The sequence below is a fragment of the Armatimonas sp. genome, from assembly GCF_964826245.1.
Map to the genome: position 1 here is coordinate 1 of NZ_CBAYMC010000110.1, position 13,937 is coordinate 13,937.

General features: G+C 56.6%; 11 protein-coding genes and 1 pseudogene. 6 read left to right on the plus strand and 6 right to left on the minus strand.

Annotated features, from left to right (window positions below):
• The 3 genes from tilS to AC1XOS_RS11895 form a co-directional block, all read left to right on the plus strand.
• Positions 1-586: tRNA lysidine(34) synthetase TilS (gene tilS, locus AC1XOS_RS11885; protein ID WP_481962436.1), on the plus strand; the 586-nt coding region annotated here is incomplete at its 5' end.
• 7 nt (positions 587-593) lie between these two features.
• Positions 594-944 (plus strand): hypothetical protein, encoded by a 351-nt coding sequence (locus AC1XOS_RS11890; RefSeq protein WP_481962437.1) that lies wholly within the window; start codon positions 594-596, stop codon positions 942-944.
• Between the two features lie 31 nt (positions 945-975).
• Positions 976-2,406: a DUF1501 domain-containing protein gene (locus AC1XOS_RS11895; protein ID WP_481962438.1), complete on the plus strand. Its 1,431-nt coding sequence runs from the start codon at positions 976-978 to the stop codon at positions 2,404-2,406.
• An 11-nt stretch (positions 2,407-2,417) separates the two neighbouring features.
• Here the strand turns inward: AC1XOS_RS11895 and hppD are convergent, their stop codons facing one another.
• Positions 2,418-3,518, minus strand: coding sequence for a 4-hydroxyphenylpyruvate dioxygenase (gene hppD, locus AC1XOS_RS11900; protein WP_481962439.1), 1,101 nt, complete (start codon positions 3,516-3,518; stop codon positions 2,418-2,420).
• Positions 3,519-3,605: 87 nt separating this feature from the next.
• Here hppD and AC1XOS_RS11905 point away from each other — a divergent pair, with 87 nt between their 5' ends.
• Complete coding sequence (locus tag AC1XOS_RS11905; RefSeq protein WP_481962440.1) at positions 3,606-4,865, plus strand: MFS transporter; 1,260 nt, start codon at positions 3,606-3,608, stop codon at positions 4,863-4,865.
• On the opposite strand, the gene AC1XOS_RS11910 is transcribed toward AC1XOS_RS11905, so the two are convergent.
• Together AC1XOS_RS11910 and AC1XOS_RS11915 are read right to left on the minus strand one after the other, a co-directional pair.
• Positions 4,862-5,581 (minus strand): hypothetical protein, encoded by a 720-nt coding sequence (locus AC1XOS_RS11910; RefSeq protein ID WP_481962441.1) that lies wholly within the window; start codon positions 5,579-5,581, stop codon positions 4,862-4,864. The two genes, AC1XOS_RS11905 and AC1XOS_RS11910, sit on opposite strands and share 4 nt — an antisense overlap.
• Positions 5,582-5,647: 66 nt before the next feature.
• Entirely contained in the window at positions 5,648-5,911 is a 264-nt protein-coding gene (locus tag AC1XOS_RS11915; RefSeq protein WP_481962442.1) for a helix-turn-helix domain-containing protein, read from the minus strand.
• 286 nt (positions 5,912-6,197) lie between these two features.
• Between AC1XOS_RS11915 and AC1XOS_RS11920 the strand changes: the two genes are divergently transcribed.
• Entirely contained in the window at positions 6,198-11,759 is a 5,562-nt protein-coding gene (locus AC1XOS_RS11920; RefSeq protein WP_481962443.1) for an RHS repeat-associated core domain-containing protein, read from the plus strand.
• 408 nt (positions 11,760-12,167) lie between these two features.
• The gene (locus AC1XOS_RS11925) at positions 12,168-12,413 is read left to right on the plus strand and encodes a hypothetical protein (protein ID WP_481962444.1); all 246 of its coding nucleotides are present in this window, start codon (positions 12,168-12,170) and stop codon (positions 12,411-12,413) included.
• Here the strand turns inward: AC1XOS_RS11925 and AC1XOS_RS11930 are convergent.
• The 3 genes and pseudogenes from AC1XOS_RS11930 to AC1XOS_RS11940 form a co-directional block, all read right to left on the minus strand.
• Positions 12,403-12,606, minus strand: a pseudogene (locus AC1XOS_RS11930) (DUF933 domain-containing protein). The gene AC1XOS_RS11925 and the pseudogene AC1XOS_RS11930 sit on opposite strands and share 11 nt — an antisense overlap.
• 37 nt (positions 12,607-12,643) lie before the next feature.
• Positions 12,644-13,633 (minus strand): hypothetical protein, encoded by a 990-nt coding sequence (locus AC1XOS_RS11935; RefSeq protein ID WP_481962445.1) that lies wholly within the window; start codon positions 13,631-13,633, stop codon positions 12,644-12,646.
• A 53-nt stretch (positions 13,634-13,686) separates the two neighbouring features.
• Positions 13,687-13,937: hypothetical protein (locus tag AC1XOS_RS11940; protein WP_481962446.1), on the minus strand; the 251-nt coding region annotated here is incomplete at its 5' end.

Here is a 13,937-nt window from a genome sequence, read left to right on the forward strand (position 1 = left end):
GCTCTGGCAGCTGAGCCAAGGCGACGATGCATTCCGTGAGGAGCTCGTCACCACTGCCTGGGTCGAGCGTCTTGAGCACCTTCTGAACAATAATCAGGGCGTCTTGCAGCTGCCGGGTGGCTGGGAGGCACGAGCGCATCAAGGAAGCCTCCGTCTCCTGCCTAAATCGCACGCTCTCCCCCAAAATACCTGGCAGAGCGAGCTCACGGTTCCGGGAAAGATCGCACTTCCAGCGGGCAACTGGCTCGTGGCTCGCGTCGAGGCACCCGTGCACAACTCACAGCGGCACCGACGCTCGCTTCGTGTGGACTGTGGTACAATCCCCGCAACTTTAACCACTCGCACCGTGCGGGATGGGGATCGGATCGCCCCACTGGGCATGGGCGGACAAACACGCCTGGTACGAGACTTGCTCCGCGAGGCAGAGATCCCCGCCGATGTGCGCGGCTCTCAGCTGGTCGTGGAGGCTAAGGGCGAGATTCTGTGGCTCGTGGGAATCGCGCAGTCCGAGAGGACGCGCGTGCCTGAAGGAGCTGAACGCGTGCTTCTGCTCGAAGTCCACGGTGAAGAGCCATCGGAAAACTAGGAAAATAATGAGTCTGCAAGAACAAGAACCCAAAGAGGAAGTACAGCCTTTTGGCATCACTCTGATTGCCGCACTGACGGCCATTATTCCACTGGTGGTCTTGCTACGGGGGAATGCCTACACGCTTAGTATCTTTGCGGCACTCCTAGGAGTGGCGGCAGGTGTGGGGCTGTTTCTGCAAAAAGCGTGGGGCCGCTGGCTGACCCTTTTGTACTATGTGATAGCCGTAGTGCTTTTGTTCGTACAGAGTCGAGGGACTCCTCTCGCACTGCTCGCCTGCATCTTGCCGATCGTGATCCTTGTGTATCTGTTTCTGCCTGGTGTCGTCGCCTGCTTCGCTCCCAAAAAAGAAAGTTGAAAAGCTGTCTTGCTTGCGTCATACTAGAGGCATGCAACGACGACAACTCGAAGAGCTGTTTCTAACCCGGCGCGAGCTTCTGGGACGCATGGGGGCGGGTTTTGCGGGTCTCGGACTGGCGGGGACACTGGCAAGCGCGGCGGAGGCTACAGAGGGCGACAATCCGATGCTGCCCCGAAAGCCTCACTTCCCGGCTAAGGCCAAGCGGGTGATCTTTCTGTTTATGAACGGTGGTCCCTCGCAGGTGGATACCTGGGACAACAAGCCCAAGCTCACCGAGTACCATGGTAAGGCACTGCCGCTGACGAACTACGGGACTGAGCGCAAGACCGGCGCTGGTCTGGGCTCCCCGTTTAAGTTCCAGAAGTACGGGCAGAGCGGCATCGAGGTCAGTGAGCTTTTCTCCAAGACGGCAGCCTTTGTGGACGACATGTGCGTCATCAACTCCATGCACGCCGATGTGCCCAACCACGAGCCGTCGCTGCTTTTAATGAACTGTGGGGATGCCCGCCAGATTCGCCCCTCGTTTGGCTCGTGGACGTGCTATGGCCTAGGAACCATGAACCAGAACCTGCCGGGCTACATCGCCATGTGCCCCGGCGGCTTTCCGATTCAGGAGACACAGAACTGGCAGGCGGGGTTTCTTCCTGGAGTGCTTGCCGGAACCTACATTGATCCCAGCAAGCGCGATGTTGAGCAGCTGGTGGAGCACATTCGGAGCCACTACGCCTCCAAAGAGCAGCAACGTGAGCAGCTTGATCTGATCCAGGCGCTCAATAAAAAGCACCAAGCGGCACACTCCAAAGATGCTCAGCTGGAGTCGCGAATCCAGAGCATGGAGCTGGCCTACCGCATGCAGAGCGAGGCGACCGATGCCTTTGATATCAACCTAGAGAGCGAGAGCACCCGCGAGCGCTACGGCGAAGGGAACTTTGCGCGGGGCGTGCTCATGGCGCGGCGGCTGGCGGAGCGCGGCGTGCGCTTTATCCAGGTCTACTCGGGAGCCGGGCAGCCCTGGGACCTCCACGACGATCTGGCCGATGGCATGAAGCGGCTCTGTGGCGAGGCGGATAAGGCGATCTCCGCGCTACTCACCGATCTTAAGCAGAGCGGGATGCTCGAAGAAACTCTGGTGATCTGGGGCGGCGAGTTTGGGCGGACACCCGTGGTCGAGCTTCCAACACCCGGAGCCAACGCGGGCAAGATGAACGGGCGCGACCACAACCACTGGGGCTTTACGTACTGGATGGCAGGGGGAGGCGTGAAAAAAGGAACGGTCTACGGAGCCACCGATGAGTTCGGTTTTAAAGCCGAGAAAGACCCCGTCCATGTCCACGACTTTCACGCCACCGTGCTGCACTTGCTGGGCTTTGACCACACCAAGCTCACCTACCGCTACGCAGGCCGAGACTTCCGCCTTACGGATGTGGTGGGCAATGTGGTCAAAGAGCTGATTGCCTAGCCCTAAGAGCCTTAAAGCGTCCCGCGCCGCTCCTGCTCGCGCTCAATGGCCTCGAAGAGGGCTTTGAAGTTGCCCTTGCCGAAGCTGCGGGAGCCGTGGCGCTCGATGATCTCAAAAAACACGGTGGGCCGGTCTTCAACGGGCGCGGTGAAGATCTGCAAGAGATAGCCTTCGTCGTCGCGGTCCACTAGGATGCCTAGCTCCGCGATCTCTTTGAAGTCCTCATCAATCTCACCCACGCGGGCCGGGAGGGCATCGTAGTAGGCTTGGGGGACGCGCAGGAAATTCACATCGTTGTTGCGTAGCTGGCGCACGGTCTGGAGGATATTCTTCGTGCCCATTGCGATGTGCTGGACGCCAGGGCCGTTGTAGAACTCCAGATACTCTTCGATCTGCGACTTTTTGCGCCCCTCCGCAGGCTCATTGAGCGGGAACTTGATACGCCCATTGCCGCCCTGCACCACCTTGCTCATCAGGGCCGTGTACTCTGTGGAGATGTCTTTCTCATCGAAGTGCACGAGCTGCGAGAAGCCTAGAATCTGCTCGTAGAAGCTTACCCACTCGTTCATCTTGCCCTCTTCGACATTGCCGACGATATGGTCAATGGCTTCCAAGCCGCAGCCGATGGCAGGTGTGTGGTAGCGATCGGGGTCGAGTGGCGCGTAGCCGGGCGCAAAGACGCCAGAGTAGCGGTCGTGGTTGACGAAGCTATGGGTCGTGTCGCCGTAGGCCTTGATACTAGCAAACTCGACACTGCCGTACTGATCCGTAAGCGTGGTGGGCTCGATAACCCCCGTCGCACCGCGCTCTAGGGCAAGCTTGTAGGAGAGCGCCACGTCGTCCACTTCCAGAGCAATGTCCCGCACACCATCACCGTGGAGGCGCAGACGATCTGACTCAGGGTGCTCGGCACGAAGGGGAGACTCTAGTACCAGCGTGATATTGCCTTGCCGCATCACATAGCCCGCCTCGGTCTGGTCGCCCGTTTCGAGCCCCTTGTAGGCCGCAATCTCAAAGCCAAAGGCATTACGATAGAAATAGGCCGACTGGCGTGCATTACCGACAAAAAAGCGGACATGGTGAACCCGTCGCAGGGGAATATCTTGAATCATCTCGGAACCTCGTGTCTTATCATACCCGGAATTGTTCAGACTGTCTGCATTTTATCGGTACTTTAAGAGCAGGGTACAATTAAAGCAATGACCCGTAAGCCGCATCCGCCCGAATGGCTCTTTCTACTCGCCCTCTGCGCCGTTTCGGCCTTGGCCGAGCTGGGCTTTGTGATTGTCAATATCTCGGCGTTGCCTGTGTTTCTGAAGTTTGGGCTGCACCTGCCCAACCTACCGGGAATCGCTCTCGCTGCCTACTACCTAGTTGAGGCGCTGGCAAACTCCCCGATGGGGGCACTGGCGGATCGCCTGGGGCGACGGCGGCTGATGGTGATGGGAACCTGTCTTTCCATTGTCACCTGCCTTGCCACTTCCCAGATTCACGCTCCTGAGGGGCGACTTGTTGTCCTAGGAGTGACCGCACTTATCTTACTGCTACGCGCTTTCGATGGCATGGGAGCGGCGATGCTCTGGCCCAATGTCTACGCATCGGTGGCGGATCGGGTGGCACCGGAGCGTCGGGCACAGGCCAATACGCTCATTACCATTGCCTACATGGCGATGATCCCGCTAGGGCTGAAGCTCGGGGGCTGGCTTAACGAGAACTTTGGGCGAAACTTCACCGCGAGTGAGCCGGGACGCTATATTCCCTCGTTCCTCTTTGCGGCGGGCTGTTTTGCGGCGACCTCGTTGCTTGCCTACATCGTCGCCCCTCGCCGCGATGCGCAGCGCACACCTGAAGAAGAAAGTGAAAATGCGCCTGTCAGCAAGAGTAGCCTGATGACGGCAATTCACCAGTACCCCTGGCTGCTCGCGCTGATCTTTCTCATCTTTATCGCCATTGGTCTGATTGCGCCGTATGTCAAGCCGTACTTCATGGAGCGCTTCGGGATCGCCGAGGAGACTTTTGGAAATCTCACGCTGGGGCCTGCGGTGCTGATCGGAGTTCTCTCTGCGCCGCTGGGAAAGCTGGTGGACAAGTGGGGCAAGCCCCAGGCCATCAAGCTGGGAACCGCACTGTGTGCTGGGGCGCTCTGGGGGCTGCTCTTTGCCACGCACCAGAACATGATCGTGGTCTTTGGCACGGTTCTCGGGATCGGCTTTGTGATGTCGTTTCCCGCCTACATGGCCTTTGTCTCGGAGATGGCTCCTGAGTCCGAGCGCGGTGGGATGATTGGTGCGGTGCGTATGGCCCAAGGTGTGGGGGCGATGCTGGGCTCCGTGCTTTCGTCGCCGCTCTACACCGCGGATTCCCAGCACCACACCATCTTCTACCTCGCCTCAGGCATTCTCACGCTGGGCTTCGTTCTCTCCCTCGTGGTCGTCAAAGCCCCGACGAAAACAAACTAGCCCCGAAAAGGGCGTGTTTTGGGCAGGAGAAACGCCGCGCGTGCCGCCGCGCTGTCTTTGTCCGTGTGGGGGTAGAGGCCCTCGATGGCGTACTGAATCTGAATCCGCCGATCCGTGATGGTCTTGACTTGGGCCTGCGCCTCGGCGCGTTTTTGTGTGGCTGTCTGCTGCGCCCCGGCTTGCGCACTCTCGGCGTTCGTCCAGTCCGTGAGTGCCTGCTGTGCTTGGGCTAGAAATGCCGCGTCCAGACCCGGCAGGCTCTCCTCGGCTAGGTGCGAGAGAATCCCTGGTGCATACTGCGCCAGAGTCGCGCGGCTGTCGAGCAAGTTTGTCCCGATCCCGTACAGCGCCAGCTTGTGCTTGCTCTCCATGTCGCGGGCATACTTCTGGCTGGCAGCGGCTTGGATGCGCCGCAGAAACGCGATCAATGCCTTGTGCTTCTCGCCCTCGCTTTTGGTGCGTCCTTTATGGTCTTGGTCGGCATCAAAGGCGTCGTCCAGAGTTTGGTGGCAAGTGGCAATGTCCACCCGAAGGGTTGCCACAAACGCTGGGATAATCTCCACACCTGTCAGCTTCGCCACAAAGGGCTCTCTTTGCGCGGCCTGGGCCACGGTGTCGGCTACCTGGAGTTCTTTCAGAGTGGCCGTACTCAGTGCACTACGTTTTGTCTTGGTCTGCTGTGTTGCCGCACCTGCTGAGGTCGTTTCCGTTTCCATTTTTATCTCTCCCTGATATGTTTGGTAAGCTCCCTGATATGCCCGCTAAGTTCCCGGATACGCTTCTTAGTTCACGGACTGTGGTGGCAGACAGACCCAGCCTGCTTTTAAGCTCATCAGAACCGCGCGGGTACGGTCACGGGTTCCCAGGCGCTGGTTAATGCGCGAGAGCTGGGTCTTGACGGTACACAGGCACACTCCAAAGTGTGCCGCAAGCTCTTGGTCACTGGTGATCTCTTTGTCTACCATGACTTGCAATATCTCACGCTGTCCCGATGTTAGCGGGCACTCTTCCCTCAACTCACTCTTTGCGACAACAATAGAAGGCATTGCTTCTCTCCTGAAAATAACAGTTAGCAATTATGCTTACGAGCGACAACGAATAGGTAAGCCAGAGCCTGGAGCCTGGAGCCTGGAGCCTGGAGTATTCTAGCGGAGTGGATTGTTAGCTGTCAAGACTCTAGGGAAAATAAAATTGTTAACCAAGATTAAGTTTCTGATTTCCCTGAAAATGTATACTTTTGGATGACGCGAAATAATTCTGTACCCCGTAGAATAGGCCAATTGTTCCGGCATCAGTTTTGCCGTTTCTCTTGGAGGTGTTTTCGTGGAAGAAATGCAGTCTCGTGGCGCTCAAAAGCGCTCTTCTCGTCGTGAGTTTTTACAGAAAGCGGCTCTTGTGGGAGCAGGTCTTGCTGTTCCTGTATTTACAGCGGAAGAGGCACTGGCTCAGACGAAACCCTCACAACCCGTTGTCCCTTTGCACTATGGAAGCTCGCTCTGGGATGAAGTGGGGCGCTTGCGACAGCCTGTTTCCGAGAAACAAGTAACTGCCTGGCGTGATGAGCTGCGAAAACGCTCACTGCCCAAGGAGAGGACGGCACTCTTGCGGCTCTGGCTAGGGGAGTGGGAGCTTGATGCAGGACGTGCGCCTATTAAGGCACGTGAGCACTTTGAAAAAGCTCTTAAGCTTGCCAAACCGGGTGAGACGCTACATGGTTGGGCACGCTACAACGCGGCAGTCGCTTGTTTCTTTGAAGGGAAGTATGCGGCAGCGGCAAAAGAGTTTCATACCCTCCTGCGTGACAAGAAAGAGCGGGGCTTCTCGCGGCAAGCAACGGCGCTTTGGGCACGTCATGTCGGAGCCTGTGCAGCGGAGCACGCGGCGCTGGGGGATATGGGGATTCCCCGTCCTCGTGAGGTAGACCCTATCTGTGGGGCAGCGGCACTGGCCTTCTGTATGCGGCAGCTTCGGATGCCCATTACCAAAAAAGAGACACTGAGCAAAGTTGCCTACACCGGGCGTGGAAGCACGATGCAGGACTTGCTGGATGCCTGTCCCAAGTTGGGTCTATCTGGTCATGTGATCAAGGCGGATAGTGAAGCCCTGAAGCTCTTTAAAGGCAAGGTACCAATGGTGGCCTGGGTGGAGCGGGATCACTTTGTGGCTTGCCTTCATGCCGACGAGGACGGAGTGCATTACTCCTGCTCAGACTGTGGGATGTGGCCGGGTGGGGTGAACGCAATTACCTGGAAGCAGTGGCAAGCAATGCGCCCTGGGGTTTATTTGGCGGTGGCAAAGCCGGGTAGTGAGGAAGACAAGCTTTTGTCACACCTGACCGCACCACGAAATAGCTCACTTGCTGTGCCTGGTGTGAAGGTTGCGATGGAAGCAGGCTCGGGGCAGGTGATCCAGAGCGCGATCCAGCTTTCTAGCCTCTACCGTAGCCTTGCTCCCCATGTGGTCGGATTTACGATGCTCATGGGAGTAGAGTGCGGCCTTTCTCCGATGGCGCTTCAGTGCCTGGTGGCACCTTGGGGGCCAGGCTGTCCTGATATTGGAGGGCCTTGTGGGAACTGTGGGGAACCACTGGAGGGTGTTGAGGCGAATGCTGCCAATGGGCAGGTAGATGTTCCTGCACCGTCCCGGCTCGATGTCCCGAATCCCAATGGGCCATCCGTGGACTTTGGGCCATCCTACAATAGCCTGCGTGGCCCGGATACGATGTACTGGAACAATGACTTCGGGCAGTCGTGGACGCATGACTACAAGATCTCGGTTTATGATGGGAGCGCGGTGCCTCCCGTTCCTGCCCCAACGGGACAAGTGCGTCAGGGCAACCCAACACCCAACCAGGTTCCGATTACGGGTGCGGTTGCTCCTGCGAACTCCAGCGTAACGTGGGAAGTCTACAAGGGCACTACTCTGGTCGCCGACTCGTCCCAGCCGCAGGGCTGGACTCTTCAGATGGGGTTCAGCTACGGAGGTGGTGGGGGATATGGAGGAGGCTACGGTGGTGGAGGGAGCAATAGCACGACAATGTCCGTGGCTGCCCCGGTAGATGCCCCGACAGGAAATGACTACTCGGCTCGCTATCATGGGGTGGTCTATCCCCAGGGAATCGCGACCAAGTCGGGGTCTTTTCAGGTGGTCTCACATGGAATTAGCCCCTCGACGGCCCCCCGGTATCTGGTGATGCCCAATGGTGCACGGGTGGGCTTTTCAGCTTCCAGTGTGCCCAGTGCGACCAATCCCACGGTTGGGTGTGCTGTTTCAACCGGCTTGCCCTATAAGATTGACCTTTGCTACGACCCGAACAACACGGGAGGGTACTACAAGATCACCCTGCCTGATGGGACAAGATGGACAACACAGGGAATTAGCCAGGTAGACACGATTTATGGCTACAGCGGCACCGCCTATGCCCTGCACTATGTTCTGGGAGCGATCACGGACAAAGTGGGCAACTCGATCACGATGACCTATGCTCGCTTTAACAATGGGCTGGGAGTCAGTACACCGCCTGTGCTGACGAGTATCAAGGATGCCAGCACGAACACAGCACTTCTGACTCTTGGCCGCAATGGACAAGGGGAGATAATCAGCGCCTCAGATAACACAGGGCGCACGGTTCACTATGAAATCCAGACGTATCTTACTGGTGGGTATGTTCATCCTAGTGTGCGCGGCCTGACCAAAGTTTCTCAGGTTGTGCCAACAGGTACCCCTGCGGCTAGTGCTCCGATGCGATCCCAGTACGGTTACTCTCAGGTGCAGAACGGTATCTATGCCTATGGCGGCTACGAGACCACCCCGCAGCTTACATCAATTACCGTTCCGTCCCCGACAGGCACCGGTACGGCAACGGGCACCATTGAGTACGAAGATGGGACGTGCTATGTCAAGAAGCTGACGGGGGCTGATGGAGCCTCGGTGGAGTTTCAGCAAGTTAATGCCGATGGCACTCCTTGGGATCCTTATGGCAACTACCAAAGTGGAAGTTATGGGGGGGCTTCCCTCTTTACAAAAGTGATCACCAAGGCCAGCAATGGGGCTGTGATGACTTCGCAGACCATCGGGTTTGACTCCAACATGAACCAGACTGAGATAAAAACCGCCACGGGTAAAGTGCTCTCGACCTCGGTCTACGGTGATCCCACTACCCCGTATCGCCCCACTGCGACGATAGATGGTATGGGGCGTACCTGGAGCATGACTTATGACGACAAGGGCAATGTGCTTACTAGCACCACCCCACGCGGCGTGGTCACGACTTACACTTATGATTACAGCTTTGCCTCGGGATTGCTCACCAGCACCCAGGAAGGCAGCAAGCCCCCCGTTACGTTTAGCTACCTACCTAATGGCCTGCTTCAGGGCGTGACCTACCCAGCCCCACACGGTAGCGGCGCGACCACCTGCACGATTGGCTCCACCTACACGACCAAGGGGAACTTGGCGAGCATCAGCGGGCCGGGCAACAATGCCGCCGCCGCACAGACTGTCACGTTTGGCTACACCCAGGATGGCACCTACTCGCAGCCTGAGGCACTGGCCCGGCCTTTGACGATTACGGATGCCAATGGCAACGCCTCACACATGCGCTATGATTCACGCGGCAATGTGACCAGTGCCTGGGATGCGCTGGGCAATAAGACCGACAGCGAGTACAACGTGGCAGGGCAAGTGACAAGAACCTGGCTCCCCGCCGCCACTTCCGGTGCCGCCCGTGGCTCTGTGACCAACGATTACCGTTATCCCAGTGGGGTACAAAGCCGGACACGGGTCTGGCCAGCGGGTGGTGGGGGCGCTGCCTCTGACTCACAGTTCACGCACTACCCCAATGGTCTTCCCAGTGGTACTAACAATAATGGTATGCAGTATCCTTGGGGAACCAAAGATGCCGCCTGCCGTGTCACCGATATTCCCGACCCCAACGGCAACAACACGGACTTGGGCTACGACGACGACGTCTTCCCCAACGAAATCAGCTACCCTGGTGGCAACCTGGATGGGGATAAGACGACCTTCGGTGGCTACAACAACGCGGGCCAGCTTACGACCCGCACGGACGGCAACGGGAAAGTGGCGAACTTTACATACGCCGATCCCGAGGGTAAACTAACCGCTGTGAGCTTCCCCGCCTCGCCCGCCGACAACGTCTCGATGACCTACGATAGCTTCGGTCGCCCGGCAAGCCGCACGGACAAGAGCGGGACGCAAACCTTCACGTACGGGAACTTGGACGAAGTGACCAGCGTGACGACCCAGTACGTCGGGCTTCCTCCCCAAACTATCAGCTACACCTACCACCCCGACGGCAGCCGCAAAACCATGACCACGCCCGCCGGGACATTTACTTATAATTACGACGCAGGCGGTCGGCCCACCAGCATGACCAACCCGTTTGGCGAGACCACCACCTGGACGTACCAGGCAAACGACCTGCTTGCCACCCAGACAAGCCACAACGGACTCACGGCGGCTTACAGCTTCAATGGTCTCGGGCAACTGACCGCTTTAACCAACACCATCGGCGGCAGTGCGGTTGCCACGTTCAATAACATGACCTACGATGCTGTCGGAAACCGCTTAACCCTCGCCGCCACCATCCCGATTGCCACAGCGCTTTCCGGTACGACGACGTATGGGTACGATTCCCAGTTCCGCTTGACCGGCGAGAGCACGACGCGAGCGGGCGGCGCAGTCAATGTGTTCTCGTATGACAACGCAGGCAACCCGACGGTCTTCAAAGGGCAGTCAAGAAGCTACAACGCCAAGAACCAGCACAACGCCAGTGGCTTCGTCTACGACAAGAACGGCAACCCCACCACCTACAACGGCACGACAATTGTTTACGATGTCTTCGACAACCCCACCCAGTTTGGCAATGTGTTGAGCTGTGGCTATACTAGCGAAGGCTTGCGAGCCTGGAAACAGCCTACGAATGGCACCAAACGCTACTTCCTCTATGATAGTGTGATTCCTATTTGTGAACTCGATGTAAGCGGCAATGTAATAGCGACAAATAGCATGGGGGCCAAGGGGCTTGTCTCTCGTCAGGAATCTGGCACTGGCTCGGTGTTCTACGGCTTCGATGAGCGCGGAGGGACTACAGTCAGAACAAGTGCAAGTGGTGCGGCACTGAGCGTTCATGGTCAAGATGGCTATGGCACTTTACTGGCTGGCATATATGGCTCTGCCGACCCGTATTCTGGCATGGGAGCACAGTGGGGATACTACAGCGAGCCTGAGACAGGCTTCCAACTTTGTACATTTCGCTACTATGACCAAGCAGGCGGGAAATGGGTAAATAGAGACCCTATAGGATATATGGGAGGCATAAACTTATATGGCTATTGTGAGGGGAATCCAATAAATAAGAAGGATACATTGGGATGGTGCAGTGATAAACGTCATGATGATCCAAACTGCCCTGAGGATCTTTATGTTCTTCCATTTAATACCAAAGGGCGTATACAAGGCCCTGGGGAAGTAATTGGTGGGATTATTGGTGCTGTACTGGGTGCCCCATTAGGTGGACTAATACTTGGAGTACCATTTGGAGCACTTGGCGTGTTCATCGGTACGCCATTTGGTCCTTGGGGCCAAATTGGATTTGGATTACTTGGTATAGCCTTCGCTGAATTTATTGGTGGAGCAATTGGAAGTGGTATCGGATCTGGTATCGGATCTGCAATTGGCTCTCTAATTGAGGATTTGATTGAGTCATGGCGCCGTGGACACGGGAAAATGTCACCATGTGACCGGAAATGGGCAATTCAGCATATGAAAGATGCCTTTGATCAAAGTGGTTGGGAAGGTCTTTTTGGTGGATTATTTGGTGGTTGGATTTTGGGGAGACTAAAACCGTTAGAGAAGTTGTTCACTAAATGATCTTGATTCGGCTACGGGTATATACCTTGGGGTTTGCTCCGTGACCGCATGGAATGTGTGGGCATTTCTTAGAATGCCCACTTCTCCCAGAGCTTCGGCTCCCAGGCCGAAGTCTTACCAGGGATACCCCGGAGCTTGCTCCGGCGAGCGTCATTAGTTCTTGTAATTTATAACAGGAGTGGGGATAAGGCGAAATGCATAATAAAAAAAATGAAAAATTTAAATACTATGTAAAAATAATGATTTTTTCTTTCTTGTTGTCAATTATATTAAATTTAATAAAAATATTAGTTAGTTTTTTTAATAGAGGGCGTATTTATGATGATGTTGTTTATATATTTTCCGTTAATGTGCCAATAATCGGACTTTTTATTTATTTGATGTGTATATTTTTGTTAAAAAAGAAAAATGATTATTAGGTATCATATCCCTGCCTCGCCCGCCGACAACGTCTCGATGACCTACGACGGCTTCGGTCGCGTTGCCAGCCGCACGGACAAAAGCGGGATGCAGACCTTCACGTACGGCAACCTGGACGAAGTGACCAGCGTGACGACCCAGTACGTCGGGCTTCCTGCGCAGACCATCAGCTACACCTACCATCCCGATGTCTCACGTCCACAAGTGTACTGGGTGACGTTGCCTAACCGCTGAACAAAAACTCGACTACGTCACCGTCTTGCATGACGTAGTCTTTGCCTTCGGTGCGGAGCCAGCCTTGGTCGCGTGAGGCGGCGATACTCCTTGTTTCGACTAGCTTGGTTCAGTCAATCACGAGGGCGCGGATAAACGTGCGCTCCAGATCGGTGTGGATCACGCCCGCCGCCATGGGAGCCTTGGCCTGCACAAACTGTACTTCAATGACGACGAACTGAACCTCAATTCTAGCCCGACAAGTCTTTGGGCGTCTTCCAGAACTGGCCAAGCATCTTTTTCCAGATGCCTCGGATTGTCAGGCCGCAGAACGCCAGGTAGAACGTCGGCACAAAGAACCAGAGCCAGGCGGGGAACTCGCTGTTAGGGCCAAAAAGCGCCGGGCTGGTGAGGGCGGCAAAGATCGCCGCGGCGGGGTTGAGCAAGTTGGGGAGCCAGGCCAACCAGTGGAACCACACCGGCGGGTTGAACGAAGTGCCCATGAGGCTCGCCAGAAGTGCCGGGGCGGCGTAGGTGATCGCCGTGAGGCCGGGCAGACCAAGAATCGGGACAATCGCCCAGCCGCCTGCGTTGCCCGACGCCTGCTGGCTTTTCTTACTGATCAGAGAACAGTAGGTCGCCATGCTCACGTTCAGAAGTGCGGTTACTAAAATCAGCACCTGCGCGGCCAGAAACCCCGTCCATGCCATGCCCGTGCCCAGCGCTGTGCAGAGGAGTGCGGGGAGCACAATGGCATAGAACATCACGATGGGGCGCATCGTGGCGGCGGCCTTACCGATCAGGATCTGGAGGGGCGTGTTGCGCGAGAGCAAGAGCGCGTTCCAGGTCTGTTTTTCTCGTTCCGACGTGATCGTCATGGCGGCTTGGAGCGGCATCGCGATCATCAGCACCAGCGCCTCAATCACCACGAGAAAGCCGTGCATGCCCCAGAAAGCGGGCTTGGGATCGGTCGTTCCCGCGGCCAGAGACATGAGATAGAACATCCCTGCATAGAGCCCCAGAACCGCCAGAATGCCAAGAGCTTTCTCCGTGACACGGGTTCCCAGCTGCTTCTTCTCTTGGACGCGGCGCTGCGCCAGAGTCTCTTTCTGAAAGACGGGGTTATTGACAATTAAGTGAGCCCACCACTCCTGAAGTGTGTGTGCGGAAGTGTTGGTCTCCGTTGTCTGGGGCGGTGTGGGAAGTTGGATTTGACGCTCTGCCTGGTTCTGTCCGTACATGGGGCCTCCGAGTGGTGTGTATCTAGGTGAAATTATGGCATTTTCTCTCACATTTAGCCAGAAAAATCTTTCGGTGCACTCCAGAGCTCGCGCTGCATGCGCCTCCAGAGCGCGACGCTGACACTGAGCGCGAGAGCGGCGTAGGCAAAGGGGAGCAAGAGAAACCCTTCGGCGACGCGTCCCCCCAAGGCAAGTGCGGAAAGGAGCACACTTACTAGGAGCGGGATCACCAGCAAGACACACCAGAGTGCTTTACGGCTTGCCTGGCGGACACTCGTGCTCCAGAGAGAGATGCGTAGCGCGA

Bases quoted from the DNA above. Each gene is read 5' to 3' on its own strand.
- AC1XOS_RS11920 (WP_481962443.1), top strand. From the start codon at position 6,198: ATGCAGTCTCGTGGCGCTCAAAAGCGCTCTTCTCGTCGTGAGTTTTTA.
- AC1XOS_RS11895 (WP_481962438.1), top strand. From the start codon at position 976: ATGCAACGACGACAACTCGAAGAGCTGTTTCTAACCCGGCGCGAGCTT.
- AC1XOS_RS11915 (WP_481962442.1), bottom strand. From the start codon at position 5,911: ATGCCTTCTATTGTTGTCGCAAAGAGTGAGTTGAGGGAAGAGTGCCCG.
- AC1XOS_RS11890 (WP_481962437.1), top strand. From the start codon at position 594: ATGAGTCTGCAAGAACAAGAACCCAAAGAGGAAGTACAGCCTTTTGGC.
- hppD (WP_481962439.1), bottom strand. From the start codon at position 3,518: ATGATTCAAGATATTCCCCTGCGACGGGTTCACCATGTCCGCTTTTTT.
- AC1XOS_RS11925 (WP_481962444.1), top strand. From the start codon at position 12,168: ATGATTATTAGGTATCATATCCCTGCCTCGCCCGCCGACAACGTCTCG.
- AC1XOS_RS11910 (WP_481962441.1), bottom strand. From the start codon at position 5,581: ATGGAAACGGAAACGACCTCAGCAGGTGCGGCAACACAGCAGACCAAG.
- AC1XOS_RS11905 (WP_481962440.1), top strand. From the start codon at position 3,606: ATGACCCGTAAGCCGCATCCGCCCGAATGGCTCTTTCTACTCGCCCTC.
- AC1XOS_RS11935 (WP_481962445.1), bottom strand. From the start codon at position 13,633: ATGTACGGACAGAACCAGGCAGAGCGTCAAATCCAACTTCCCACACCG.